Raw genomic sequence first — 24,437 nt, forward strand, 5'->3', positions numbered from 1 at the left:
TGAGTAGTTTATTTTCGCATTTTCATAATTCTGTTACTGACTACCTGTCGCTTCCGTTACCCATGCGCGGGTTTCCATCAGCTCCATGCCGCCACCGCTGCGCACGCCCCTGACCGGCGCAGCATCCCGGTAATCGAGTCCCACGGCCAGTTTTATGTGGCTTTCAGCTACAATCAGGGTGTTGACTACATCAAAGGTAAGCCAGTTGCTTCCGATCCATGCTTCTGCCCAGGCATGAGTGACGACATGATCAATGCTGGCGGAATGAATGTAGCCGCTGACGTAGCGGGCTGGAACGCCAATATGGCGGCAACAGGCAATGAAAATATGGGTGTGATCCTGGCACACGCCGGCACCCAGCTTGAAGGCTTCGCTGGCGGTATTGGTAACAGTGGTCGCACCGGGCATAAACGCAATATGCTCACGAAGGTGCGTCATCAGACGCACCAGGCTGCGCTTGTTGCATGAGTACTGACTGGCGAATTTTTTGAGAGCCTCGTCTGTCTCTGTCAGCGCCGTATGCCTCAGGAATACCTGGGGCGGAAAGGGTGAGTCGTCACGGGTTAGTGGTTTACCGGTCAGGTCCACCACGCCTTCTGCCGTCAAAACAATCTCTGGGACAGCCTCATCGAGGGTCATTACGGTCACCGGATTGCCGAACCCGTCCATCATCTGGCTGGTTTCGCCTGGCGTATGAAGCTTCCAGTCATGAATCCGTTGCTGGGGCGTGTTCCTCGGCGTCAGACGGATGTATTGAATGCTGTTCTGAACCGGGGTTTCGTAGGTGTATCGTGTTTCATGATGAATTTTGAGTCTCATTGTTGCCACCCCATATAGTCCTTCTGGATTTGCCCGGCAATACCCTGAATGCGATCTAGAAAGTCCACCAGATACTCGTTCAGCCCGCGTTCTTCTATATAATCACGGTCGCCATAATGAATATTGGCGTACAGGCTGGAAGCCAGGCGACGGGAACGCTTTGCGCTGCCGCTTTCAATCTGTTCGAGCAGGCTGGAAATTTCTTTCAGGCAGCCGTGCAGGGAGCGAGGCACATCAGGCTTCAAAATGAGCAGTTCTGCCACATTCATAGGCTCCAGATTGTGGCCATAGGTATTCTGATAGGCCTCGAAGGCCGCCAGTGAGTGCAGAACCGCGGTCCACTCGAAAAATGCTCGGGTGGCTTGTTCTTCCATGGCTTTCATCGCCATTACATGACGGATGTCGAGCACCCGGGCTGTGGTGTCAGCCCGCTCGATAAAAGTGCCCAGGCGCAGAAAGTGAAACGCATCATTGCGCAGCAAAGTGCCATAGGCTGCGCCCCTGAACATGTGGGAGCGTTCCCGAACCCAGTCAAAAACACTGCTGGCATTGGATTCGGTTACGCCTTTCTTTTGCAGCTCTTTGAGCTCAAGCCAGGCCTGGTTGATGCTTTCCCATACGTCGGCTGACAGGTTGCCCCGAACGTGCAGGGCATTGTCACGTGCGCTTCGGATAATGTTGAATACGCTGGCCGGGTGGCGGTCATCCAGCAGCAGAAAGTCAATCAGATTCTGTGGTGTGATTTCATTATAGTATTCAAAGAAGACATCCCGGGTTCCAGAGACCAATAATGGGACTGATAGCTGTTCAATCCGGTCTTCCGGTACATCAATCAGGGCCATGGTCAGACTGACATCAAGAAGTCTTGCCTGGCTTTCGGCCCGCTCCAGATAACGGGCCATCCAGAACAAACTGGAGGCAGCGCGGCTCAGCATAAATCATCCTCCATTACCCAAGTGTCTTTGGTGCCGCCACCCTGAGACGAATTCACCACCAGCGAGCCTTCTTTCAGGGCCACGCGGGTCAAGCCACCAGGAACCATCTGTATTTTCTTGCCCGAAAGCACAAACGGGCGAAGGTCCAGGTGTCGGGGTGCAACGCCCTCATTTACAAAAGTCGGGCAAGTGGAAAGGCTCAGAGTGGGTTGGGCAATGTAATCCTGTGGCCGGGCTTTGAGTAGGCTGCGAAAGGTGGAAAGCTCTTCTTTGCTGGCCATGGGGCCAATCAGCATGCCGTAGCCACCGGCTCCCTGAGCCTCTTTCACCACCAGTTCCGGCAGGTGATCCAGAACGTATTGCAGATCTTTTTCCTTACGACACTGCCAGGTGGGGACGTTTTTCAGGATAGGTTCTTCATCCAGGTAGAAACGAATCATGTCGGGTACGTAAGGATAGATAGACTTGTCGTCTGCAACCCCGGTACCCATTGCATTGGTCAGCACGACATTGCCGGTACGATAGGCCGCGTAAAGCCCGGGGACTCCAATCATAGAATCCGGGTTGCCCGCCAGAGGGTCCAAGAAATCGTCGTCGATGCGGCGGTAAATAACGTCTACCTGTTGAGGGCCAATCGTCGTTTTCATAAAGACTTTGTTCTGGTGTACAAACAGATCTGCACCTTCCACCAGTTCCACGCCCATTTGCCGCGCCAGGAAAGTATGCTCGAAATAGGCACTGTTGAAACGACCGGGGGTTAGCACCACTATCTTGGGGTTCGGTTTGAGAGACGCTGCCCGCAGGGTTTCGCCCAGCAGGTTCGGGTAATGGTCAATTGGAGCGACCGGTGAGTGGGCAAACAGATGCGGGAAAAGCCGCATCATCATTCTCCGGTTTTCCAGCATGTAGGACACGCCGCTGGGGCAGCGAAGGTTGTCCTCCAGCACATAGAAGTCGCCGTCGCTGTGGCGGATCAGGTCGATACCGGCAATATGGGCGTACAGGTTACGAGGAAGTTTCAGATCCTGCATGCCGGGCTGGTACTGGGGGTTGGAAAAGACTTGTTCCGCACTGATTACGCCGGCCCGAACGATGTCGTAACCATGGTAGATATCGAACAGGAAACGATTAAGTGCCTGCACTCTCTGGCGCAGTCCGGCCTGGAGCTTCTGCCAGTCGCTGGAAGATATAACGCGCGGGATAAGGTCAAACGGAATGAGTCGGTCTGCGCCCTGGTCTTCGCCATAGACATTGAAAGTGATGCCCAGCCGCTGGAATAGTACGTCGGCTTCCCGTCGCTTTTCTGCGATCAGGCTTTCATCCGAGTTTGCGAGCCAATCTTCGAGTATCTTGCAATGTGGCCGCATTCGATTGTCTTGATCGAATAATTCGTCATACAGGCCTTTGCCTGGTGGCTGAATTAGCATGGTTCTGTTCGTCTCTCTGGACCGTGCCGATGAAGTTGGCACCTCTAATGGTATTAATAAGCAAAAGACGAGCCAGTCGATGAAAGTTCACGAATATTGTGCCTTTTAACAAAGGCGACGGTTGGGAATCTGTCGATTCAGAGTGGGCAAAATTCAACAGGCGGCTATAGAACCGCCTGTTGAAAGGTACGAGCAAGTGGAGTGTCCAATTCGGAGGGCTTGACGCCTGTGCAGTGGACACTGACGTCGGCGCCGCTGAACGCTTATTTCTCGATCAGACCCAGAAAAGGCTTCGATCGCGCCTTCAGTGGGGGTGTATTATTGCACTAATAAAGTGCAATAAAGTCGAATTCTGCGCAAAAACCGATCAGGCCGGCTACCAAGTGATACTTTCTACCGGAACCGGCCCGGATTGCATATCGATCACCGTATCCTGGCCCGGTAGCTGGCCGTCGATGATGTCACGGAGCTGAACTTCCTGTTCCGCTTGAGGGCCCGACAGGTCAATAATGATCTCAACCCGCCGGTTTTTCGCTCTGTTCTCGGCCGAATCGTTGTCTACCCATGGCGCGGTATCTGCAAGGCCTTTTACCGCCAACCGATTGGCCTCGACGGTTCCGCTGGTCAGCAGCGCGTTGGCCACAGAGGCGGCGCGGGCGGCAGACAGATCCCAGTTGCTGAAAAACCGGTCGGTACGGATGGGGACGTCGTCTGTGTGACCTTCTATCGTCAATTTGCCGGGAATAATGGCCAGTACTTCGGCCATTTCTAGCAGCAGGCTTTGGAAATCTCTGGTGAGCTTGGCCGATCCAGACGGAAACGAGCCTTTTTCTTCTACTCGAATCACAATACGGTACTGGTCCTGAGTCACAGCTATGTGGCCATCTTTGAGTGCCGGTCCGAGTACCTTGCGCAGTTGTTCCAACTGCACCTGTATTTTTTCCTGCTCGGCAGCTTTGGTAGCACTGTCGACGGCACCCTTCAGGGTATCCAATTCCGGTTTCTGATCGGTAGTAGCCTGCTTTATTTCATTGATTACGGTGGGCTCGGGCGGCGCCGACGAGAAATTGTCGAATATAATGCTGGTGCCCAGAGGGATTTCCACCGCGGGCACATCGCGCTGAACACCGAAGGCTGCGGACAGTTCGCCGGCAATCTGTTTGAATTTCTGAGCGTCGATTTCAGAAAACGACAGTAACAGCACAAAAAAGCACATCAACAGCGACATCAGGTCGGCAAATGTCACAACCCACGCCGGGATGCCAGGCTTCTCTTCTTCCGGGAAGTCTTCCATCGGTTAGTTGTCTGCCGCGGCAGCACTGGCTTCTTCAGATACCTTGTCGCGCTCTTTGGGAGACAGATAACTGGACAGCATCTGCTCGATAATTCGCGGGTTAACGCCTTCTTGAATAGCGCCCAGTGCGTCTATATAAAGCGACTGCATGCGGGCTTCCTGGGTCATTCGCAATGACAATTTGTCCGCAATCGGTGAGGCAATCATGGTCGCTATCATGGCACCGTACAATGTGGTTAGAAGCGCAACCGCCATGGCAGGGCCAATGGATTTCGGGTCTTCCATATTGGACAGCATTTGGACCAGGCCAATCAGCGTGCCAATCATGCCCATGGCGGGGCCAACGTCTGCGAAGGCGGTGAATACCCTGGCGCCAGAACGGTTGTGCTCTAGGGTCATCAGTTGCTCTTTACTGAGCAGTTGTTTGATGGTGGCACCGTCCTGGCCGTCGACCAACATCTGAATGCCGTTACTAAGAAACGGCGAACTTACCTCGCGCCCCTCCAGGCCCAGCACGCCCTGGCGCCGCGCCACATTCGCAATATCTACCAGTTCATCGATGGCTGAGCGGGTTTCTGGAAGTTTGAACTTGAAAGCGCGAATCGCTGCTTTAAATGCGCCCAGAAACTGCTGAAAACTGAATTTGGCCAAAACCACCAAAAGACTACCGCCAATAACAATCAGCAGCGCCGGGCCGTTGAGAAAAACGTCTGGTGACACGCCTAAAATTACCGCCGAGGCGATCAACATCATCGCCCCAACCAGGCCAATCAGAGTGGCAAAATCCACAGTAACTCCAGAATACTCAAGTTGTTGTTATAGAGAGAGCCGGTTTTACCGACTCGTTTTTGCGCGGGCTTTGTTAGTTTGTGTCTTGTAGTTCTTTCCATGCTGCATAACGGTGCAGGTCTGACTCCACCAGTTTCAGGCACAAGGCAACCACGCCTAAATCATCTACGAAGCCGATGGACAAAATAAGGTCTGGAATCAGGTCCAGCGGGTTTAAAACGTAAATCAATGCGCCAACAATGGCGGCGATGCTTTTCCACGGTATACTGCGATAACGACCGTTATAGTAATCTCGCACCAATGAAAACATCAGTTTTATGTCTGTTGTGAACCGTTTTAGCTTACCACTGTTTTTTACCTTTTCCTCTACCGCTTGCTGCTTTTCTAACAGGCGTTGAATATCCGCTTGTTTGACCTTGTCAGACTCCGATTCCAGCTGCCTGCGGGCGGTGCGTTCACTAATAAATGCCATAGCGTGTCCCGATTGAAGGCTGATGGGTCAGGAAAGCGGCCAGTCAGCCGCGTCAACGGTGTGCAGCCCCACGGGCTGCTCGGCGTGGCCGTTCCAGCGGTCAACAAAGGTACCGTTGGGGTCGTATTGCTGGGCTTGCTTGTCCAGATTGAACCGCCGCAAACCGCGGGGATCGGCGCCCACGCCCGCCAGATACTGCCAATTCCCGTAATTGCTGGCGACATCATAATCGATCAATTGCTGTTCAAACCAGGCTGCACCATAGCGCCAGTCCAGCTCTAGCTCGTTAATAAAACAGCTGGCGACCACTTGGCGGCTGCGGTTGCTGATATAACCGGTCTCTCGCAGCTGGTTCATGGCCGCGTTCACCAGCGGATAAGAAGTGTTACCTTCGCACCAGGCCTTGAAACGGTGGCCATAGAAAGTAACAGACTGGCGCTTGCCCTGCACACCGTCACGGCGGAATAACTCAGACCCGTGCCGCAGGGCATACCAATAAAAATATTCGCGCCAAAGAACTTCAAACCACAGCCAGTATGTGGATTCGTTGCTGGTGTGTTGCTGCTCATACAGGCTGATGCTGTCTGCGATCTCGCGCGCTGACAGGCAGCCATGGGCAAGCCAGGGCGAGAACTTGGAGGATGAATTCCAGTCGTCCAGTGCGTTGCGGGTCTCTTTGTAGGTGTCGATCGCGTGAGTACCCGCTAAAAAATCTCGCAAGCGTGCCAGGCCAGCCTGTTCACCGCCGCTGAACGCTGACGGCTGCGTGGGCTCCTGAATGGCAGGGCATTCACCGCGGTTATCGTCTGGCAAACCGGGCGCCGGCGGCAGCATTTTTACTGTTGGGATGCGTAGTCGCGCAGGTCCTCTGTCGCCTTTTTTTTCAATCAGTTTGCGAAACTGGGAAAAAGTCGCCGGCAAGTCTTGTAAGGGCATAGGCAGTAGGCTTTCGGTAAACAGGCCGAGGGTTTCATATTGCGTGAACGCTATTTTCGGGAGCTTGTCCTGAAGCGTTTGCCACTGCACGGCTTCACGGGTACCGGGCTGGCGCGAACGCACAATTCGGCTGATGGCGTGGCCGAGGGCCAGCGCAGGAATTACGGTTTCCGGGTCGCCCCAGGCGATGTGCAGGCGCTGGCCCATAGCGCGCAGGCTGCGTTCCAGCCCGATCAGGCTTTGCCATAAAAAACGCCAGCGGTGGTGGCCCATGGTTTTGCACTGTAACGGACCGGGTTTGAACCATCGTGGTTCCACAACGTAAACGCACAGGAGCATGTCCGACTTGGACGCTGCCAGCAAGGCGGCGTTGTCGTGTAAGCGAAGATCTCTAGTAAGCCAGTAGAGCGTGCGCAACGTAAATCCCTCGTTAAAACCTGTATGGTTATAACACTACGCTTCTGCGGGTTAAAAGGATTATCCACAGCGCTTCTATGAAGGTTCGTTTGAGCCTGGCGCTGCTCTTCTGAATGTGAGCCAGATCGGCTTGGGTAGGATGGGGGGTATTGTCGGGCGCCAACAGGGTCGGCGCCCGGAACGTCACCAGCTCGAAAGCGGGTTTACAGTTCTTGAGCCGTAGGGCGCAAGATGATTTCGTTGATGTCTACATCGTGGGGTTGCTCAATCGCGAAGACAATGGCGCGGGCAACCGAGTCAGCGTTAATAGCAACCTTGTAAAGCTCTTCCGCTGCTTTGGCTGCATCGGGATCGGTGATGGTGCTGGTCAGCTCCGTGGCAATCGCACCCGGCGAAATGTTGGTGCTGCGAATCTCGTCACCGGCTTCCATGCGCAAGCCTTCAGACAGGGCTCTGACTGCGTATTTGGTCGCGCAATAAACTGCACCGCCCGGAAACACTTTGTGCCCGGCTACCGAAGATAAGTTGATCACGTGTCCGCTGTGTTGTTCGCGCATGGTGGGCAGCACGGCCGCAATACCATACAAAACGCCCTTGATGTTGACGTCTATCATCTGTTCCCACTCGTCTACCTTCAGGGCGTCCAGTGGCGCCAGGGGCATGAGGCCGGCGTTATTGATCAGAACATCGATGCGGCCAAATTTGTTCTTGGCTGCTGCCGCGAGGCTTTCGACCTGTTTGCGATCGGTAACATCGGTGACCTGCCACAAGACTTCTGCACCTTTTGCTTCCAGCTCTTCGGTCAAAGACTTCAGACGGTCTTCCCTGCGGGCTGCCAGTACCAGTTTGGCACCACGGTCGGCCAGATGGCGGGCGGTGGATTCGCCCAGACCACTGCTGGCACCTGTGATGATGACAATCTTGCCGTTAATCGGATCGTTGGTGTTGCTCATAATTTTTCTCCTGTTCTGATCAGAAAATTCTGATCAGGCACTGATATCGAGTTCTTGCAGTGTGGGGTAATCGATGTAGCCGTGCTCATCGCCACCGTAGAAGGTGCTGTCATCCCAGCCGTTGAGCGGTGCATTCTGGCGGAATCGCTCGGGCAGGTCCGGGTTGGCAATAAACAGGCGGCCGAAGGTCACCAGGTCGCAACGGCCTTCGCGAATGCGCGTGCGGGCTTCTTCGGCTGTGTAGGCGCCGTTGGCGATGTAAGTGCCTTTATAAACAGCCCGGATCGCATCGATGATGCTTTCCGGGCGGCCGTTGGCGTGATTGCCCTGGAACGAGTCCTCTACTACCTCGAGATAAGCGATCCCCAGGTCGTTCAGGTGTTTGGCAAAGACGCTAAAGGTTTCAGTCGGATTTTCATCATGCATAGCGTTGAAACTGCCGGTCGGACCAACACGAACGCCCACTTTGTCTTTGCCCCACACATCGATGACAGCCTGGATGATCATCAGCGGTAGGCGCAGGCGGTTCTCCAAAGAGCCACCGTATTCGTCGGTGCGGTGGTTGCTGCCACTCTTTATGAACTGGTCCAGCAGATAGCCATTGGCAGCGTGGACTTCAACACCGTCAAATCCCGCTTCTTTCGCGTTCAGTGCACCCTGGCGATATTGCTCGACAATGCCGGCCATCTCGTGGGTTTCCAGCGCCCGGGGCTCAAGCACGTCCACCATGCCGGAATCGGCACTGATAAATGTTTTGGCGCCTTCTGGCTTGATCGCGGAAGGTGCGACCGGTAGCTCGCCATCCGGCTGCAGTTCGGGGCGGGAGATGCGACCAACGTGCCACAGTTGCATGTGGATACGACCGCCGGCCAGATGCACCGCCGCGGTTACCTTTTTCCAGCCATCAATCTGTTCCTGAGAATGAATTCCCGGCGTGAAGGCGTAGCCCTTGCCCTGGGGAGAAATCTGAGTGGCTTCACTCAGGATCAGCCCAGCACTGGCTCGCTGCTGGTAATATTGCGTGTTCATGTCGTTCGGAATATCGCCCGGTTGGCTTGAACGTGAACGGGTTAACGGTGACATCAGAACCCGGTTGGGCAGTGTGAGGCCGCCCATAGTCAAAGGCTGAAACAGCGGATCATTCGGTTGTTGGTTGCTCATCAAAGATACTCACTTTAGATTAATTAATGTTAATTAGACCAGTCTACTAGTAGCTGCGCGAAAAAAAATCAGCCAACGCCAAGATATTGAGTGAAAAATACACGTGCAAACCGTTCCATGGGATCCGTTGATTTCACAACTTTTGACCTCAGAAGGGCGCCTTCCCAGCCAGACAGCAAAACACTGGCAGCATCTGAAGGGTTAATGCTGGAGTCAATGTCACCTGCTGTTTGTGCGTCGGATATGCAGCGTTCAAAGCGTTTTTCCCAGCCGGTGAACACCTTGTCCAGTCGAACGCGGAAGGTCTCATTTTGCCCTGCAAGCTCCTGTCCTAAGTTACCCATTAGGCAACCACGGGTACAGTCGCAGTCGGTCATGCTTTCAACGCCGGTATCGAAGTAGGCGCGCAGGCGATCCACGCAGGAACGACTACTGTCGTTGAGAATCCGATCCAGCTTCGCATCGTATTCGTCGGCGAAGTTATCAATGATCGCGAGGCCGAAGTCATTTTTGCTGCTAAAATAATGATAGAACGACCCTTTAGGTACGCCGGCAACCGTAAGGATGCCATTGATGCCGGTTGCACCAAAGCCTTTCGTGCCGATAAGGTCAGCGCCGGTTTGAATAATAAGATTGCGTGTGTCGTTCGTTGTCATGGCGACCATACTAGACCGGTCGTCTAGAATACGTCAAACTCTTGGTATCCGGAATAACCGTAATTCTCTATTTTTAACTCTCTAATGTTAACTCTGTCTGCAAGGAGATATCCCGTGATTAAATCTCGTGCCGCCGTGGCCTTCGCTGCCAATCAGCCGCTGGAAATTGTAGAAGTGGATGTCGCACCACCCCAGGAAGGCGAAGTTCTGGTGCGTATTGTGGCCACCGGTGTTTGCCATACCGATGCCTACACCCTGTCGGGCGCAGACCCTGAAGGCCTGTTTCCGACCATTTTGGGCCACGAGGGTGGCGGCATTGTTGAAGCTGTGGGCCCGGGTGTGAAAAACCTGGAAGTGGGCGACCATGTGATCCCGCTGTACACCGCCGAGTGCGGCGAGTGTAAATTCTGTACCTCTGGCAAGACCAACCTGTGCGGCGCCGTGCGTGCAACTCAGGGTAAAGGTGTGATGCCAGATGGCACCTCGCGCTTCAGCTACAAAGGCGAGCCTATTTACCACTACATGGGCTGCTCAACCTTCTCTGAATATACCGTGCTGCCGGAAATCTCGCTGGCAAAAATCCCCAAAGAAGCACCGTTGGAAAAAGTGTGCCTGCTGGGCTGCGGTGTAACCACCGGTATTGGCGCCGTGCTGAACACCGCCAAAGTAGAAGAGGGGGCCACGGTCGCAATCTTTGGTTTGGGTGGTATTGGCCTGGCGGCTATTATCGGCGCCAAAATGGCCAAAGCCGGTCGTATTATTGCCGTTGACATCAACCCCGACAAATTCGACATCGCCAAGCAGTTAGGCGCCACTGATGTGGTCAACCCGAAAGATCACGACAAGCCTATTCAGGACGTGATCATCGAAATGACCGACGGCGGCGTGGACTATTCCTTCGAATGCGTAGGCAATGTGCAGCTAATGCGCGCTGCGCTGGAGTGTTGCCACAAGGGCTGGGGTGAATCCATCATCATCGGCGTGGCTGGCGCCGGCCAGGAAATCAGCACTCGCCCGTTCCAGCTGGTGACCGGCCGAGTCTGGAAAGGCTCTGCTTTTGGCGGTGTAAAAGGCCGTACCGAACTGCCTGGTTACGTGGCAAAAGCCAAGAGCGGCGACATTCCGCTAGACGTGTTTATTACCCACAACATGCCGCTGGAAGACATCAACAAAGCATTTGATTTGATGCATGAGGGCAAGAGCATTCGGACAGTGATTCATTTTTAAGTCTATGCGAGGTGAGTCGCAAGACCGGGGACAGACTTAAAGTCTGTCCCCGGTCACCGGTCGGTCAGCTTTATTTCAATGCGCCGGTTTTCCTGTAAAGCTTCTGGTGTGGTTCCATCCGTCACCGGAAAGAACTCACCAAAACCCGCCGCGACCATTCGGGTTTGCGGCACGCTCTGATCGGCCAGGTAGCGCACTACCGCGACCGCGCGAGCGGTTGAAAGCTCCCAGTTGGAAGGGAACTGCGGCGTATTGATGGGAATCCGATCGGTATGGCCATCAATGCGCAGAATCCACTCAAGATCTGCGGGAATGGTTTCAACCACATCGAGCAGTACTCCGGCAAGCTTGTCGAGTTCGCGTTTGCCTTCCACGCCGAGGAGAGCCGAACCGGAAGCGAACAGCAACTCGGATGGCAGCAGGAATCGATCGCCGACTATGCGGATGTTTTTATTGGCGGCCAGAAGGTTTCTTAACCGTGAGAAAAATTCAGACTGGTACTGCTCCAACTGGTTGATCCGCTCCGCCAACAATGTGTTCAAGCGCCGGCTGACACTTTCCAGCTCGTCTTCCTTATCCACGGTCATTTCTTTTTGCAGTCTAAGCGCAGCGGTTATCTGTCGCAGTTGGTTTTGAAGCGACGCAATCTGATTGGACAGCCGCATGATCATGGTTTGCTGGCTGTTGGAAAGCTCATCCTTGTTTCCCAGCTCCTGGTTCATGTCCGCCAGATTTTCAGCCCGGGCTTCGGCATCGGCGGTCTGCCGCATTAACTGGTCGCGGGACGCCTCCAGCCGCTGCTCTAGGTCTTCGTTCTCGGCCAGGCTATCGCTGAAGCTGTTTTGAACCATGAGCATTTGCTGCTCCAGAGCGGCCGTTGTGTCCTGTTCCAGACCCAATAATTGAGACAGCTCGCTTAGCCGCAGGTTCAGTTGAGCCAGTTCGGAGTTGCGGTCAGACAGTGTCTGCGCCAGAAAAAGCTGGCTTACCACATAAATCAGCAACATGAATATTACCAGCATCAGCAGCGCCGAGAGGGCGTCTACGTACCCCGGCCACACGTTGGTGGTGCTTCGGCTACGGCGTCTGGACCCAATCATCGCTGGCGTTCATTGCTGTTGAACGGGTCTAACAGGTTGGTAACGCCGGTCAGCCATTCTTCCAGCCCGTCGTAGAAACGGTTTTGGGCATGGCCCGCCTGGATATCAAGAAAGCCGAGTATCAGGGAACCACCAAGACCAAACAGCGACGAGCTGAAGGCGGTGCCCATACCCTGCAAGGGCGTTAGCAGCCCGGCTTGGAGGTCTGCAAACACCTTACTTAAATCACCTTGGCCCATGTCCAGGTTGGTAATCACCGCACCCACCGCATTGATGGTGCCCAGCAAACCCCAGAAGGTGCCCAGAAGCCCCAGAAAAACCAACAGGTTGATAAAGTAACGGGTGATCTCACGCTGCTCATCCATACGGGAATGAATGCCATCCAGAACCGTCCGTAGTGACATGGTAGAGAGCGTAAAACGGTCACGTTTGGAATCTTCGCCCAGCTGCCTGGCCAGCGGCTTGAGCAAGCGGGGTTCTTCTAGCACTGACAGGCCTGATTGGCCAGTGCGGAACTGGGAAATCCAGCGCAGTTCGGGAAACAGTACGAACACCTGACGATAGGTGAGGCCGATGCCAACAATGAGTACGCAAAGAATCAACAGGTTGAAAACCCAGTTGGCCATAAAGGCGGTTATCAGCGGTTGGTGAATCAATACGCCGACGACGGCGACAATCGCCAGAAAAAACGTCATCCAGAAAAGGGTATGCCTCGGATTGCTCATGAAAAAAATCATCCTGTTGAGATTTTCTTCAAAACGTTAGCACAGACTGGCAGATGTTAATGCTTAATTGGCGGGAAATTATGGAAGTGAAGATTCCCCGGCAAGGCAAAATGCCAAGCCAGGGCTGGACATTACGAGTTTTAGCCTTCGAGAAGGGTCTGTACCACAGCTTTGGCCGCGCCTTCGGAGGAAGCCGGGTTCTGGCCGGTGATCAGTTTACCGTCGACCACCACATAAGGTGCCCAGTCTTCGCCACAGCTGTAATCGCCGGCGTTTTCCTGCAGCATGTCTTCCACCAGGAAAGGCACCAGTTTGGTCAGCTGAACCGCTTCTTCTTCGGAATTGGAAAAGCCGGTGACTTTGCGGCCGCCGACGATATTCTGGTTGGGTTTCACTTCTACGTTTTTGAACACGCCAGGCGCATGGCAAACTGCGCTGATTACTTTGTCCTGCTCGTAGGCGCGCTTTATCAGAGCGATTGAATGCTTGTCATTGGCCAAATCCCAAAGTGGGCCGTGGCCGCCGGGGTAGAAGACGGCGTCGTAATCGTTCATGTCCACTTCGGCGAGTTTGCGGGTGCTGGCCAGGGACTCTTTACCGTGTGCATCTTCTGAAAAACGCTTTGTGGTGTCCGTTAAGGCGCCTTCGGCTTCGCTGGCCGGATCGACCGGCGGCTGGCCGCCTTTAGGCGAAGCAATAGTAACGTGAGCGCCGGCGTCTTTGAATACGTAATAAGGAGCGGTGAACTCTTCTAGCCAGAAACCGGTTTTTTTGCCGGTGTCGCCGAGTTGATCGTGAGACGTCAAAACTATCAGGATATTCATAAACATCGGCCCTTGGTAGGCAATAAGTGAGTTACGGTGTGTTATCCGTAGAATAATAGATTGTGCCATAACGGCGCGAATTCAACCTGAGAGAGTTTTAATCATGATGCCGGATTCCAATGACCTGTGGTTTTTACCCCTTGGTGGCACCGGCGAGATTGGCATGAACCTGAATTTGTATGGCCACGATGGCCGCTGGCTAATGGTGGACTGCGGTGTGACCTTCCCAAAACCGGGTCGTTTGGCGGCAGACGGCAGCATGCACCATCACGGCGAACCGCCGGTACAAATGGCAGACCCCGCATTTATCGCCGAACGCCGCGAAACGCTCTGTGGCCTGGTGATTACCCACGCCCACGAAGACCACGTGGGTGCCGTGCCCTACCTTTGGCCATTGTTGCAATGCCCGATTTACACCAACCGCTTCACCGCAGAGATTTTGCGTCGTAAATTGGCCGAGTTCAACATGCTGCACCGGGTTCCCATTGTGGTGATGGAAACCAATGATCGGCGTCAAATCGGGCCTTTCAACGTGCAATGGTTGGCGTTAACCCATTCCATACCCGATCCCAACGCGCTGATGATTCGCACGCCGGTGGGCAATATTTTCCACAGCGGCGACTGGAAGCTGGACGACCAGCCGCTGATTGGCCATGGCTATAGCAAACAGACATTCACGGATTTGGCGATTGAGGGCGTAGCTGCCATGGTGTGTGATTCCACCAACGCGACGGTCAAGGGCCATTCGGTGTCTGAAGGCGCCCTGCACAAAGGTCTTTTAAGTGCGGTGAAGAGCGCGGAGGGCCGTGTGGTGGTGGCGTGTTTTGGCAGCAACATTGCTCGCCTGCATACTTTGGCGGCGGTTGCCCGCGAGACCGGGCGCTATATGGGGCTGTTGGGGCGGTCGCTGGTGAATATGAGTTCGGCCGCCAAAGCCGCAGGCCTATGGCACAGTGCCGACGAGTTAATCAACCCTGCTCACCTCGGGTACTTGCCGCCACACGAAGTATTAGTCGTGGCGACGGGTAGCCAGGGTGAGCCGCGCACGGCCTTGCGCCGTTTGGCCAATGGCAGTCACCCCGACGTTGAACTGGAAACCGGTGACACGGTGATTTTCAGCGCCCGCGCCATTCCCGGCAATGAAGAATTGATCGCTGCGTTGATCGGCCAACTGCAAGGAATGGGGGTTAAGGTTATTACCGCCGAACAGTGCGACTTACCGATACACGCGTCTGGCCACCCGGCGCAGGAGGAGCTCGAGGCGATGTATCGCTGGGTTCAGCCCGCCATTGCCATTCCGGTGCACGGGGAAGAGGAGCACATGGCCGTTCACGCTCGGCTGGCGAAGCAAATAGGGGTGCCCAAAACTCTGGTGGGCCGCAACGGCGACTTGTTCATGATTCGCCCAGTGCCCGGTATGCGCCGTCAAATTACCGAAACAGGGCGCCTTGGTTGGCTCAAACAGGCGTTGGTGCGAGTGGTTTAGGCATCATGAAAAACCCTGATACACGCATGATGTTTCTTCCTTGGTTGGCATTAATGTCAGCCTGCCGGGCACTTGGGCGCGCCCGCAGTCTGGCTGTTCGCTTGCTATCTGGATAGACTTCTTCCGAATCCTGCGAACACAAAAATACTCTCTCACACAAGGCGCAAACCGTGGCGATATGGACTCGAACTCCCACCAAAGAAGATCTGCTCAAGAGCTGTCAGAATACCGCCGTTAGCCACATGGGCATCGAATTTCTGGAAGTGGGTGACAACTTCCTAAAGGGCCGTATGCCCGTTGACAAGCGCACTGTTCAGCCATTTGGTGTTCTGCACGGTGGTTCCTCGGTTCTGCTGGCCGAGACCTTGGGTAGCATGGCTGCTAACTACTGCCTGCGAGATCAGGGTACCGTGGCTGTGGCCTTGAAATCAATGCGAACCATCTTCGCCCCGTCACCAACGGCTGGGTTTACGGCACTGCGACAGCGATTCATCTTGGCAGCGCTACTCAGGTATGGGACATAGTGATTGAAAACGAACAAGGTAAAAAAACCTGCGTTTCCCGCCTGACCATGGCCGTTACCAAGGCTCGCTAGGCCTGCCTGTTACACCCATGCCCATTGCCTGCGCCCGGTGGCTAATCGAAGCTGGGCATTTCTGGCTTGGCCTGCGGCTTGTCCGCGGCCTGCCAGGCTTCAAATCCGCCTTCTATAATCTGCACGTTCATATAGCCCATATCTTTTAGTGCCTTGGCTGCCAAAGCCGAGCGTCCTGAGTTCTTGCAGTAAAGCACAATGCCCAAGCCACGGTTATCCAGTGTGGGGTCGTTGCTGAATTTGAACTCGAGCAAACCGCGGGAAATATTCATGGCGTGGGGAATGTAGCTTTGGCGGTACTCGTCGCCGTCGCGGACGTCAATCAACAAATCTGCATTCTGGATAGCTTCATCGACATTGGCCAGTGGCGTTTCCTGAATGTGTAATTTGGCCTCGGCGACAAGGTCGTGAACGGTTTTCATGGTGAATCCTCGTTTTGGAATAAGGTTATTCTAAAATCGAAATAATCGATATTGTGCCACTTTTATCCTTTAACTCAAAGTGCGCCTGACTCCAAAAAATTTGGGGTAATTCCATAGTTGTTGCAGCCGGCGTGTTTGGCCTGGTGCTGGCTGCGAAATACTTTGCCGCTGTCCAAAACACTCAGTATCGGGCAGCGCCCTTGCGGGTCGAGATCCGCGCTACGGCGAAAACCCAGAGCCTGACTATACTAAATGACAGGCATACGCCGTGTAGCTAACGAGGACAGTACCTTGGCCAAACGGATTGTTATTTGCGCAGACGGCACCTGGAACAGGCCAGAAGAAGACCTGCAACAAGATTTTCCAACCAGCGTTTTGCGGTTGGCCAGAGCGATAACGCCTATCGCAGCGGACGGCCTGCCACAGCAGGTGTTTTATGACTGGGGCATAGGTTCGTATCATAACGCATTAATTGGCGGAGTAACGGGCCAGGGCCTGCACAAGAACATTCTGGATGGCTATCGCTACCTGGTTCAGAACTACGCACCGGGTGACGAAATCTATTTGTTCGGTTTTAGTCGCGGGGCTTACACCGTGCGGGCGCTGTGTGGGTTGATTAACAACTGCGGCATTCTAAAACGGGTAGACGCAGCGCGCATTCAGCAGGGATTTGAACACTACAAAAAGTTAGGAAAAGACTACGCACCTGAAGGCGCGCAGTCTCTGGCTTTTCGCGCAGCGCACAGCCATCCGTCCCGGCAGGTTCGTTTTGTTGGCGTGTGGGATACGGTTCGTGCCCCTGGTGTGCCTTTTTCCCTGATGGGTCTGTTTGACAGAAAAGATGAATTCTACGACACCAAACTGGGTAGTAACGTGAGTTTTGCCCGCCACGCGCTGGCCATTGACGAGCGCCGTGAAGACTTTGAGCCGACGCTCTGGTTGCCACGGCCTAAGCTGGACTTGCAACAGGTATGGTTTGCCGGCTCCCACAGCGATATTGGCGGTGGTTACGGGCCGGATGACAAGGGCTTGTGTGCCGCGGACTCGCCGCTTGAATGGATGTTAAAAGAAGCGGAGGCTACGGGCCTGGGGGTGGAAAATCATCTGGTTGAAGCGCTCAAACCGAGCGCCAGCGCCAAGCTACATAATTCGCGACGTCATGTGTTTCGTTTTGCCCGGCCATTAATTCGGCCTTTGCAGGTGCCAGGCATCAAAACCCGACTTCACGAGTCGGTTGGCGAACGCTGGCGGCAAGATTCGGATTACCGGCCGCCAAACCTGAAAATAGTTGGCTTTGCAGGCTGAGCACTTTATTGTGCGACTAAAATTAACGTATGGTTATAAAGTAAGGATATCTTTTAATGGGATTGTTAAGCCGTCTCAGCATTCGCACGCGCTTGCTTCTTGCCACTCTGGTTCCCGTTTTGTTGACTGCTGCAGCGATTAGTTTCATCACCTTTGAACAGCTTCGTAGCAACGAACAACGCCAACTTGCGCAGCTGGAAGAGAGCCTGCTTGAATCCCGAAAAGACGGGCTAAAAACGCTGGTAGATGTAGCCAAGATCGTAGCTCTGGAGGCTAAAAAAAACCCTTTACTGAGTGAGCGTGAGGCCAAAGAGGCGGTCGCAAACCAGCTGCGAGCCATCCGTTTTGGCAGCAATAACTATATTTATGCCTACGAGCGCGCGGGCTCTAGTCAGTTTAGAAATCTTGCTTATGCCCCTGACCCAAGTAAAGAAGGTGTTGTGTCTAGCCCGACCACCATTAGTATTGTGCGGTCTTTGTTTGATGCGACCAACGGCGATGGTTTTCATGGTTATGACTGGCCGAACCCCGCCAGTGGTGAGAAGGAGCCAAAGCTCTCTTACACCGTGACTATACCTGACTGGAACTGGATGCTGGGTGGCGGCGTTTACGTGACCGACATCGATCAGCAATTGGCCATTATAAAGACCAAAATCGATGCCAAACTGGCTAAGACCCTTGGGTTTATTGCCCTTGCCACGGCGGTTATTGTGCTGCTGGGCGTATTTGTGGGTGTTTTTGTCGGGCGTACGGTTACCCGCCCGCTGAAAACCGTGAGCGACCTGATGGAAGACATCGCCAACGGCGATGGTGATCTGCGCAAGCGTCTGCCCGCCGAGGGCGACGACGAGCTGGCGGAACTGGGGCGCTGTTTTAACACCTTTGTGATCAAAATCCAGGAAACCATTCGCCAGGTATCGGCCACCACTGATCAGGTGGCTTCAGCTGCGGAAGAGCTGAGCAGCGTGGCCAACGAAACCCGCGCATCGGTTCAGCGGCAGGGTTCGGAAACCGATCAGATTGCATCGGCGATCCATGAAATGGTGGCGACTATCCAGCAGATTTCCGGCAATGCCAACGATGTTGAAAGTTCCGCATCCGACGCCGATCGCATGGCTCGGGAAGGCGGTAAGACCATCGCTTCCGCGCAGCAGGCAGTGCATCAGCTTTCCGATGAAATCCAGGCCAGCGCCACCACTATTAACTCACTCGCGGAGCGCTCAGACAATATTCAGCAAGTGCTGGATGTGATTCATGCAGTGACCGCACAGACCAATCTGTTAGCGCTGAACGCGGCTATTGAAGCAGCTCGGGCCGGTGAACACGGCCGCGGTTTTTCGGTAGTGGCTGACGAAGTGCGCCAGCTGGCCCGGCGCAGTGCCGAATCGGCCGACCAGATTCGCGAGATGATTGACGGATTCGTGACTGAATCCCGTGCCGCCGTCGAGCTTATGAACCAGTCGCGGGAGCGTTCGGCTGAAACCATCGAGCGTATCAGCCATGCCGCTCAGGCTTTAGCCACCATTGAAACCTCGGTTGGGCAGATACACGATCAGGTCACTCAGATTGCCACCGCTTCCGAGCAACAAAGCCAGGTGGCCGAAGAGATAAATCAAAACGTGGTGCGTATTGTTGATGCGGCTCAGCAAAGCGATACTGGGGTTGGCCAGACCCACGAGGCCAGCCATGAACTGGCGGGTTTGAGTGAATCTTTGCGACATTTGATCGGAAACTTCAAAGTTTAAACACAACAATAAGGTGACATAACAATGCGTAAACTGATCGTGGCCACTTTGGCCTTGGCCGCAACCCTGGCCACCGCCTCAGCATTGGCTGAGGAAACTTATAACCTGCGACTGGCGGAGACCTGGGGCCCCAACTCGCCCATATTGGGGGACACCACCAAACACATGGCAGAAATGGCAGAAACCATGTCTGGCGGACGGCTGAAAATCCGCATCGATTCGTCCAATAAGCACAAAGCGCCTTTTGGCATTTTTGACCTGGTGCGCAACGGCCAATACGACATGGGCCATACGGCCTCTTATTACTATAAGGGTAGCATTCCTAACGCCATGTACTTCACCACCACGCCTTTTGGCATGATAGCGCCAGAGCAGTACGCCTGGTTCTATCACGGTGGCGGCATGGAGCTGGCACAGAAGGTCTATCAGCCTTTTGGCCTGCTGTCGTTTCCTGGTGGCAACACCGGCAACCAGATGGGTGGCTGGTTTCGTGAGGAAATCACCTCACTGGATGACCTGAAGGGCATCAAGATGCGCACCCCAGGGTTTGCTGGTGAAGTGATGTCAGAGCTCGGTGTTGCGGTAACCAACATTCCACCGGGCGAGCTTTATAGCGCCTTGGAACGTGGCACCATTGACGCCCTTGAATGGGTAGGCCCGGCTCTGGACCTGCAGATGGGCTTTCACCAGATTGCCAAATACTATTATTCCGGCTGGCAGGAACCCGGCGCCGAAACTCAGTTTCTGATTAACGAGAAAACCTGGAGCAAGCTGCCAGAAGACCTGCAGGAAATTCTGCGTGTGGCCATGCGCACTGCGGCCTATGACATGTACATCCAGAGCACCCATGAAAGCGGCGTGGCCTGGAGCCGTATGCAGCAGGATTACCCGGACGTTACCCACAAAATCTTCCCGCCGGAAGTCATCAGCGCTCTGCGCGATGTCACCGAAAGACTGCTGAAAGAGGCCAGTAACGCAGACCCGCTGGCGAAAGAAATCATTGCCTCCCAGCATGAGTACCTGAAGCAGGTGCGCCAGTGGACTAATATTTCTGACAAGGCCTATCTGAACTCGGTTGTTAACGAATAAACAGGCGGAACACCAGGATTTGGCAGAGCTAAAAACTGGTTAAAAAGAATGCAACTGCGGGCGTTGTGGATTATCCTCACGCCCCTTTTGTTTTTTGCGTTCACCCACGGTGAGACCGTTTCGATTTAGGCTGGTTTGATGGAAAAAACGTTACTTTCGCTGAGCACAATCAGCAAACAGTTCGACGGTAAAACCGTACTGGATTCGCTCACGCTGGATATTTTTGACGGTGAGTTCATCACCCTGCTAGGCCCCTCCGGTTGCGGCAAAACCACGCTGTTGAGAATGATGGCGGGTTTTGAACTTCCCGATAACGGCACGGTTACCCTCGCCGGAGTCGACATTACTGACAAGCCTCCCGAGCAGCGCCCCCTCAATACCGTATTCCAGAGTTACGCCCTTTTTCCTCACATGTCAGTGTATGACAACGTGGCCTATGGCTTGAAAATGGAAAAGCGGCCCAAGGCGGAAATCCGTGAACGGGTAGAAGAAGTCTTGGCGATGGTGCAGCTGGAAGATTTTGTCACGCGTAAGCCGCACCAGTTATCTGGCGGCCAACAGCAGCGGGTAGCGATCGCTCGCGCGGTGGTGAAGCGGCCCAAAATGCTGTTGCTGGACGAACCCCTGTCGGCACTGGATTACAAACTGCGCCGCACCATGCAGGTAGAACTCAAGCGCTTGCAGCGTGAACTGGGCATTACCTTTGTGTTCGTGACTCACGATCAGGAGGAAGCGCTGTCTATGTCAGACCGCGTTGTGGTGCTTAAAGACGGTTATATCCAGCAGTTGGGCACACCGCGGGAAGTTTACGAGCGCCCGGCCAACTTATTTACCGCGCGTTTTGTGGGGCAAACCAATTTTTTTCCGGGGCGAGTCACCAGCATTAGCGAGCACGAGATCAGCGTGGATGTGTTCGGCCTGAAACGGGTACTAAGCAAACCCTCTTTTCGTGTAACCGTGAACCAGTCACTGCACGTATTGTTGCGCCCGGAAGACATCCGTGTGCTGGCGCCAGACGACAGCGAAGGCGTGGCCGGCGAGATTGTCGAGCGCAATTACAAAGGCAGCACTCTGGATTCGGTGATCGAGCTGGAAGACGGCAGCCAGGTGATGGCCAGCGAGTTTTTTGATGAAGACGACCCAACCTTCGATTACAACATTGGCGAGAAAGTTCGGGTTAGCTGGGTAGACGGCTGGGAATGGCTGTTGGCCGAAGAGCAAGACCAACCGCTGACCGACGAAGAGGAGCAGGCCGCCGATGATGCTGAGCATTAGGCAACAGCCTTTTAGAACCGCTGTTCTGGTGCTGGTGTGGGGTTGGCTGCTGTTCCTGGTGCTGGCGCCCAACCTGCTGGTGGTGGGTGCGAGTGTGATGACCCGCGACCCATCCACGTTTATCGCCTTGCCACTGAACCTAGATGCTTACCGCCAGTTGTTCAATCCACTGTATCTGAACGTTTTTTTACAATCCTTATGGATGGCGACATTGACCACGGCGATATGCCTGCTGATTGGCTATCCGTTTGCCTGGGCGCTGTCCAAAGTGCAGAAACGCCGGCAAATGCTGCTGATATTTTTATTGATCATACCTTTCTGGACCAATTCGCTGGTGCGGGTTTACGCTCTGAAATTGATTCTGGCCACCAACGGCCTGCTGAACAGTGCACTGCTGTGGCTGGGCTGGATTTCTGAGCCCTTACAAATGCTGTACACCGAGGGCGCGGTGATTATCGGGCTGGTGTATCTGCTGCTACCGTTTATGATTCTGCCCTTGTACGCGGTGTTTGATGATTTACGTCAGGACGTGCTGCTAGCCTCCCACGATCTGGGCGCAGGGCGCCTTGCAACCTTCAGAAATGTGATTATTCCGCTTACCCTGCCGGGTGTTCTGGCCGGCGTCATGCTGGTGTTGCTGCCGGCCATGGGGCTGTTTTTTGTGCCTGACATACTCGGTGGTTCGCGCAGCCTTCTGGTGGGCAACGTGATTAAAAATCAGTTTCTGGACGCCCGCAACTGGCCCTTTGGTGCTGCCGCCAGCATCGTGCTGACCCTGGCCATGGCGCTGTTGATGTTCGCCCACCGTCTGAGCAAACAACGCCTGGGCGAGGAGAGTTCCTGATGCGCTGGCTACCGCGGACTTACCTGGCACTGGTCTACCTTCTGCTGTACATCCCCATCGCCGTGTTGGTGGTGTTTTCGTTTAACGATTCCCGCACCGGCTATAGCTGGGGCGGGCTTAGCCTGCGCTGGTATGAGTCGCTGTTTAACAATTACGCCATGATGAAAGCCTTGGGCAACTCGCTGTTCCTGGCGCTCACGGCTGCTACCGTGTCTACCCTGATTGGCGCGTTGACCGCACTGGCGCTTCATCGCTATCGTTTTCGTGGAAAAAAAGCGCTGAAAGGCATGTTGTTTGTGGTGATGATGTCTCCGGAGATCGTACTGGCTATATCCTTGCTGGGCCTGTTTTTGCTGGCGGGTATCCAGCTGGGCTATGTGTCGTTACTGCTGGCCCACGTCACCTTCTGCTTACCGTTTGTAGTGATTACCGTAATGGCGCGGCTTAGCGGATTTGACGAGCGTTTGCCGGAAGCTGCACGGGATTTGGGCGCCAACGACTTCACCATGACCCGCACCGTGCTGATTCCGGCGATTATGCCGGCGCTGATGGCGGGTTGGCTGCTGGGCTTTACACTGTCCATGGATGATGTTGTCGTCAGCACCTTTGTTAGTGGACCCAGTTACGAAATATTGCCCCTGCGCATCTACTCTATGGTGCGTGTGGGCCTAAAACCTGAAGTAAACGCTTTAGGCACTTTGTTACTGGTGTTTTCACTGGTGATGCTGTTGTTGTCGCAATGGATATTGATGAGGAACAAACAATGAAAAAATTGGCATTGGCGGGAATACTGACGGCTGGCCTTGTCGGCTGTAGTTCGGAAGAGCCCAAGGTACTGAACCTGTACAACTGGTCTGAATATATGCCTCAGGAAGTGATGACCCGCTTCGAGGAAGAAACCGGTATACAAGTGGTATACACCACCTATGACAGCAACGAGGCCATGTACGCCCGCTTGAAATTGCTAGACGACAGCGTGGCCTACGATCTGGCCGTGCCGTCCACCTACTTCGTGAGCAAAATGCGCAACGAAGGCCTGCTGATGCCGATTGATCGCAGCAAGATTGAGGGCTTTGACCAGCTTGACCCGGAGCTGATTAATCTGGATATCGATAAGGGCAACGAATACAGCGTGCCTTACATGTGGGGCACCACCGGGCTGGGCGTAGATACTGCCACCATCGACGGTGAGCCGGTCACTGCCTGGGCGGATTTGTGGGAGGAGCGCTTTAACGGCCGGGTTATTCTTACCAACGACATGCGCGAAGTGTTCCACCTGGCGCTGCGGGTGTTGGGTTACTCCGGTAATAGCACCGACCCGCAGCAGATTAAAGAGGCTTATGAAAAGCTCACCGAACTGATGCCTTCGGTAAGAACCTTCAACTCCGATGCCCCGCGCATGCCGTTTCTGGAAGGCGAAGTGGATATTGGCATGATCTGGAACGGTGAAGCGGTGATGGGCAAAGACGTCCTGGAATCGCTGGAATACGTGTATCCGGAAGAAGGCATTATTGTGTGGCTTGACAGCTTCGTTATTCCGAAGAATGCGAAGAACCCAGATGCCGCCCACAAGTTCATCAGCTTTGTGCTGCGCCCGGAAATTGCTGCCCTGATCAGTACAGAAATCGGCTATGCCACACCGGTGCTGCCTGCGCGTGAGCTGCTAGACGATTCGGTTGCCAATGATCGCGCCAGCTACCCCACGGCGGCAGACATGGTGAATGCTGAATTCCAGACCGACATTGGCGATGAAGCAATGCAGATTTACGCCAAGTATTGGGAAAAACTAAAGTCGGGTCGTTAATCTGACCTGCTATAAGCGGCCTGACTGGTGGCAATAGCGGCCGGGCAGGCCGACGAGTATAAAAGCGAACTCGCAGCCGTTTATGTGTCGCAAATGTAGGTGTCAGACATTGCAATGATCTACAACCACGTGATCGC

23 protein-coding genes and 1 pseudogene are annotated in these 24,437 nt (G+C 54.3%); 10 read left to right on the forward strand and 14 right to left on the reverse strand.

Features of this window, described 5'->3' with window-relative positions; genetic code table 11:
- Nucleotides 1-33 precede the first annotated feature (33 nt).
- The 10 genes from MRBBS_RS01185 to MRBBS_RS01230 form a co-directional block, all read right to left on the reverse strand.
- The gene (locus MRBBS_RS01185) at nucleotides 34-819 is read right to left on the reverse strand and encodes a transglutaminase family protein (protein ID WP_041635010.1); all 786 of its coding nucleotides are present in this window, start codon (nucleotides 817-819) and stop codon (nucleotides 34-36) included.
- Entirely contained in the window at nucleotides 816-1,754 is a 939-nt protein-coding gene (locus MRBBS_RS01190; protein WP_014869581.1) for an alpha-E domain-containing protein, read from the reverse strand. Before MRBBS_RS01190 ends, MRBBS_RS01185 begins: the two co-directional genes overlap by 4 nt.
- Entirely contained in the window at nucleotides 1,748-3,181 is a 1,434-nt protein-coding gene (locus tag MRBBS_RS01195; RefSeq protein ID WP_014869582.1) for a circularly permuted type 2 ATP-grasp protein, read from the reverse strand. The genes MRBBS_RS01190 and MRBBS_RS01195 overlap by 7 nt, the downstream gene beginning before the upstream one ends.
- A gap of 376 nt (nucleotides 3,182-3,557) precedes the next feature.
- Nucleotides 3,558-4,475: a MotB family protein gene (locus MRBBS_RS01200; protein ID WP_014869584.1), complete on the reverse strand. Its 918-nt coding sequence runs from the start codon at nucleotides 4,473-4,475 to the stop codon at nucleotides 3,558-3,560.
- Nucleotides 4,476-4,478: 3 nt separating this feature from the next.
- The gene (locus MRBBS_RS01205) at nucleotides 4,479-5,264 is read right to left on the reverse strand and encodes a MotA/TolQ/ExbB proton channel family protein (protein WP_014869585.1); all 786 of its coding nucleotides are present in this window, start codon (nucleotides 5,262-5,264) and stop codon (nucleotides 4,479-4,481) included.
- Between the two features lie 73 nt (nucleotides 5,265-5,337).
- Nucleotides 5,338-5,736 (reverse strand): YkvA family protein, encoded by a 399-nt coding sequence (locus MRBBS_RS01210; protein ID WP_014869586.1) that lies wholly within the window; start codon nucleotides 5,734-5,736, stop codon nucleotides 5,338-5,340.
- A 27-nt stretch (nucleotides 5,737-5,763) separates the two neighbouring features.
- On the reverse strand, nucleotides 5,764-7,089 hold the full coding sequence (locus MRBBS_RS01215) for a DASH family cryptochrome (protein WP_041635011.1): 1,326 nt from the start codon (nucleotides 7,087-7,089) through the stop codon (nucleotides 5,764-5,766).
- A 203-nt stretch (nucleotides 7,090-7,292) separates the two neighbouring features.
- Nucleotides 7,293-8,042 (reverse strand): SDR family oxidoreductase, encoded by a 750-nt coding sequence (locus MRBBS_RS01220; RefSeq protein ID WP_014869588.1) that lies wholly within the window; start codon nucleotides 8,040-8,042, stop codon nucleotides 7,293-7,295.
- Between the two features lie 33 nt (nucleotides 8,043-8,075).
- Nucleotides 8,076-9,203: an alkene reductase gene (locus MRBBS_RS01225; RefSeq protein WP_014869589.1), complete on the reverse strand. Its 1,128-nt coding sequence runs from the start codon at nucleotides 9,201-9,203 to the stop codon at nucleotides 8,076-8,078.
- A 68-nt stretch (nucleotides 9,204-9,271) separates the two neighbouring features.
- On the reverse strand, nucleotides 9,272-9,859 hold the full coding sequence (locus MRBBS_RS01230; RefSeq protein WP_041635424.1) for a TetR/AcrR family transcriptional regulator: 588 nt from the start codon (nucleotides 9,857-9,859) through the stop codon (nucleotides 9,272-9,274).
- Between the two features lie 114 nt (nucleotides 9,860-9,973).
- On the opposite strand from MRBBS_RS01230, the gene MRBBS_RS01235 reads away from it, so the two are divergent.
- Entirely contained in the window at nucleotides 9,974-11,086 is a 1,113-nt protein-coding gene (locus MRBBS_RS01235) for an S-(hydroxymethyl)glutathione dehydrogenase/class III alcohol dehydrogenase (protein ID WP_014869591.1), read from the forward strand.
- 53 nt (nucleotides 11,087-11,139) lie between these two features.
- Here MRBBS_RS01235 and MRBBS_RS01240 read toward each other — a convergent pair whose 3' ends face one another.
- The 3 genes from MRBBS_RS01240 to MRBBS_RS01250 all read right to left on the reverse strand — a co-directional run bounded on the left by MRBBS_RS01240 (nucleotide 11,140) and on the right by MRBBS_RS01250 (nucleotide 13,735).
- Nucleotides 11,140-12,186 (reverse strand): peptidoglycan -binding protein, encoded by a 1,047-nt coding sequence (locus MRBBS_RS01240; RefSeq protein ID WP_041635012.1) that lies wholly within the window; start codon nucleotides 12,184-12,186, stop codon nucleotides 11,140-11,142.
- Entirely contained in the window at nucleotides 12,183-12,911 is a 729-nt protein-coding gene (locus tag MRBBS_RS01245; RefSeq protein WP_014869593.1) for a MotA/TolQ/ExbB proton channel family protein, read from the reverse strand. The genes MRBBS_RS01240 and MRBBS_RS01245 overlap by 4 nt, the downstream gene beginning before the upstream one ends.
- 140 nt (nucleotides 12,912-13,051) lie before the next feature.
- Entirely contained in the window at nucleotides 13,052-13,735 is a 684-nt protein-coding gene (locus tag MRBBS_RS01250) for a type 1 glutamine amidotransferase domain-containing protein (RefSeq protein ID WP_041635013.1), read from the reverse strand.
- A gap of 103 nt (nucleotides 13,736-13,838) precedes the next feature.
- Here MRBBS_RS01250 and MRBBS_RS01255 point away from each other — a divergent pair, with 103 nt between their 5' ends.
- Together MRBBS_RS01255 and MRBBS_RS01260 are read left to right on the forward strand one after the other, a co-directional pair.
- Nucleotides 13,839-15,221, forward strand: a complete 1,383-nt coding sequence (locus MRBBS_RS01255; protein WP_014869595.1) for a ribonuclease J — start codon at nucleotides 13,839-13,841, stop codon at nucleotides 15,219-15,221.
- 290 nt (nucleotides 15,222-15,511) lie between these two features.
- A pseudogene (locus MRBBS_RS01260) lies at nucleotides 15,512-15,816 on the forward strand (hotdog fold thioesterase).
- Between the two features lie 41 nt (nucleotides 15,817-15,857).
- Here MRBBS_RS01260 and MRBBS_RS01265 read toward each other — a convergent pair.
- Complete coding sequence (locus tag MRBBS_RS01265; protein WP_014869597.1) at nucleotides 15,858-16,238, reverse strand: rhodanese-like domain-containing protein; 381 nt, start codon at nucleotides 16,236-16,238, stop codon at nucleotides 15,858-15,860.
- Between the two features lie 291 nt (nucleotides 16,239-16,529).
- On the opposite strand from MRBBS_RS01265, the gene MRBBS_RS01270 reads away from it, so the two are divergent.
- The 7 genes from MRBBS_RS01270 to MRBBS_RS01300 all read left to right on the forward strand — a co-directional run bounded on the left by MRBBS_RS01270 (nucleotide 16,530) and on the right by MRBBS_RS01300 (nucleotide 24,300).
- Entirely contained in the window at nucleotides 16,530-17,543 is a 1,014-nt protein-coding gene (locus MRBBS_RS01270; RefSeq protein WP_014869598.1) for a DUF2235 domain-containing protein, read from the forward strand.
- A gap of 56 nt (nucleotides 17,544-17,599) precedes the next feature.
- Entirely contained in the window at nucleotides 17,600-19,288 is a 1,689-nt protein-coding gene (locus MRBBS_RS01275) for a methyl-accepting chemotaxis protein (protein WP_014869599.1), read from the forward strand.
- Between the two features lie 24 nt (nucleotides 19,289-19,312).
- Nucleotides 19,313-20,377 carry a TRAP transporter substrate-binding protein gene (locus tag MRBBS_RS01280; protein WP_014869600.1) on the forward strand — a complete coding sequence of 355 codons (1,065 nt, stop codon included), beginning with the start codon at nucleotides 19,313-19,315 and terminating at the stop codon, nucleotides 20,375-20,377.
- Nucleotides 20,378-20,515: 138 nt separating this feature from the next.
- The gene (potA, locus tag MRBBS_RS01285; RefSeq protein WP_014869601.1) at nucleotides 20,516-21,652 is read left to right on the forward strand and encodes a spermidine/putrescine ABC transporter ATP-binding protein PotA; all 1,137 of its coding nucleotides are present in this window, start codon (nucleotides 20,516-20,518) and stop codon (nucleotides 21,650-21,652) included.
- Nucleotides 21,636-22,496 carry a spermidine/putrescine ABC transporter permease PotB gene (gene potB, locus MRBBS_RS01290; RefSeq protein ID WP_014869602.1) on the forward strand — a complete coding sequence of 287 codons (861 nt, stop codon included), beginning with the start codon at nucleotides 21,636-21,638 and terminating at the stop codon, nucleotides 22,494-22,496. The genes potA and potB overlap by 17 nt, the downstream gene beginning before the upstream one ends.
- Nucleotides 22,496-23,263 carry a spermidine/putrescine ABC transporter permease PotC gene (gene potC / locus MRBBS_RS01295; protein WP_014869603.1) on the forward strand — a complete coding sequence of 256 codons (768 nt, stop codon included), beginning with the start codon at nucleotides 22,496-22,498 and terminating at the stop codon, nucleotides 23,261-23,263. Before potB ends, potC begins: the two co-directional genes overlap by 1 nt.
- Nucleotides 23,260-24,300 (forward strand): extracellular solute-binding protein, encoded by a 1,041-nt coding sequence (locus tag MRBBS_RS01300; protein WP_014869604.1) that lies wholly within the window; start codon nucleotides 23,260-23,262, stop codon nucleotides 24,298-24,300. The genes potC and MRBBS_RS01300 overlap by 4 nt, the downstream gene beginning before the upstream one ends.
- The last annotated feature ends 137 nt before the right edge of the window (nucleotides 24,301-24,437 follow it).

Source organism: Marinobacter sp. BSs20148 (assembly GCF_000283275.1).
In the GTDB taxonomy this organism is placed as follows: Bacteria; Pseudomonadota; Gammaproteobacteria; order Pseudomonadales; family Oleiphilaceae; genus Marinobacter; species Marinobacter psychrophilus.

What these genes read in the sequence shown, in the direction of transcription:
- MRBBS_RS01275 (WP_014869599.1), top strand. Translation starts at nt 17,600, where the DNA reads ATGGGATTGTTAAGCCGTCTCAGCATTCGCACGCGCTTGCTTCTTGCC.
- MRBBS_RS01225 (WP_014869589.1), bottom strand. Translation starts at nt 9,203, where the DNA reads ATGAGCAACCAACAACCGAATGATCCGCTGTTTCAGCCTTTGACTATG.
- potC (WP_014869603.1), top strand. Translation starts at nt 22,496, where the DNA reads ATGCGCTGGCTACCGCGGACTTACCTGGCACTGGTCTACCTTCTGCTG.
- MRBBS_RS01230 (WP_041635424.1), bottom strand. Translation starts at nt 9,859, where the DNA reads ATGACAACGAACGACACACGCAATCTTATTATTCAAACCGGCGCTGAC.
- MRBBS_RS01245 (WP_014869593.1), bottom strand. Translation starts at nt 12,911, where the DNA reads ATGAGCAATCCGAGGCATACCCTTTTCTGGATGACGTTTTTTCTGGCG.
- MRBBS_RS01190 (WP_014869581.1), bottom strand. Translation starts at nt 1,754, where the DNA reads ATGCTGAGCCGCGCTGCCTCCAGTTTGTTCTGGATGGCCCGTTATCTG.
- MRBBS_RS01255 (WP_014869595.1), top strand. Translation starts at nt 13,839, where the DNA reads ATGATGCCGGATTCCAATGACCTGTGGTTTTTACCCCTTGGTGGCACC.
- potB (WP_014869602.1), top strand. Translation starts at nt 21,636, where the DNA reads ATGATGCTGAGCATTAGGCAACAGCCTTTTAGAACCGCTGTTCTGGTG.
- potA (WP_014869601.1), top strand. Translation starts at nt 20,516, where the DNA reads ATGGAAAAAACGTTACTTTCGCTGAGCACAATCAGCAAACAGTTCGAC.
- MRBBS_RS01200 (WP_014869584.1), bottom strand. Translation starts at nt 4,475, where the DNA reads ATGGAAGACTTCCCGGAAGAAGAGAAGCCTGGCATCCCGGCGTGGGTT.
- MRBBS_RS01210 (WP_014869586.1), bottom strand. Translation starts at nt 5,736, where the DNA reads ATGGCATTTATTAGTGAACGCACCGCCCGCAGGCAGCTGGAATCGGAG.
- MRBBS_RS01220 (WP_014869588.1), bottom strand. Translation starts at nt 8,042, where the DNA reads ATGAGCAACACCAACGATCCGATTAACGGCAAGATTGTCATCATCACA.
- MRBBS_RS01300 (WP_014869604.1), top strand. Translation starts at nt 23,260, where the DNA reads ATGAAAAAATTGGCATTGGCGGGAATACTGACGGCTGGCCTTGTCGGC.
- MRBBS_RS01280 (WP_014869600.1), top strand. Translation starts at nt 19,313, where the DNA reads ATGCGTAAACTGATCGTGGCCACTTTGGCCTTGGCCGCAACCCTGGCC.
- MRBBS_RS01250 (WP_041635013.1), bottom strand. Translation starts at nt 13,735, where the DNA reads ATGAATATCCTGATAGTTTTGACGTCTCACGATCAACTCGGCGACACC.
- MRBBS_RS01265 (WP_014869597.1), bottom strand. Translation starts at nt 16,238, where the DNA reads ATGAAAACCGTTCACGACCTTGTCGCCGAGGCCAAATTACACATTCAG.
- MRBBS_RS01185 (WP_041635010.1), bottom strand. Translation starts at nt 819, where the DNA reads ATGAGACTCAAAATTCATCATGAAACACGATACACCTACGAAACCCCG.
- MRBBS_RS01240 (WP_041635012.1), bottom strand. Translation starts at nt 12,186, where the DNA reads ATGATTGGGTCCAGACGCCGTAGCCGAAGCACCACCAACGTGTGGCCG.
- MRBBS_RS01195 (WP_014869582.1), bottom strand. Translation starts at nt 3,181, where the DNA reads ATGCTAATTCAGCCACCAGGCAAAGGCCTGTATGACGAATTATTCGAT.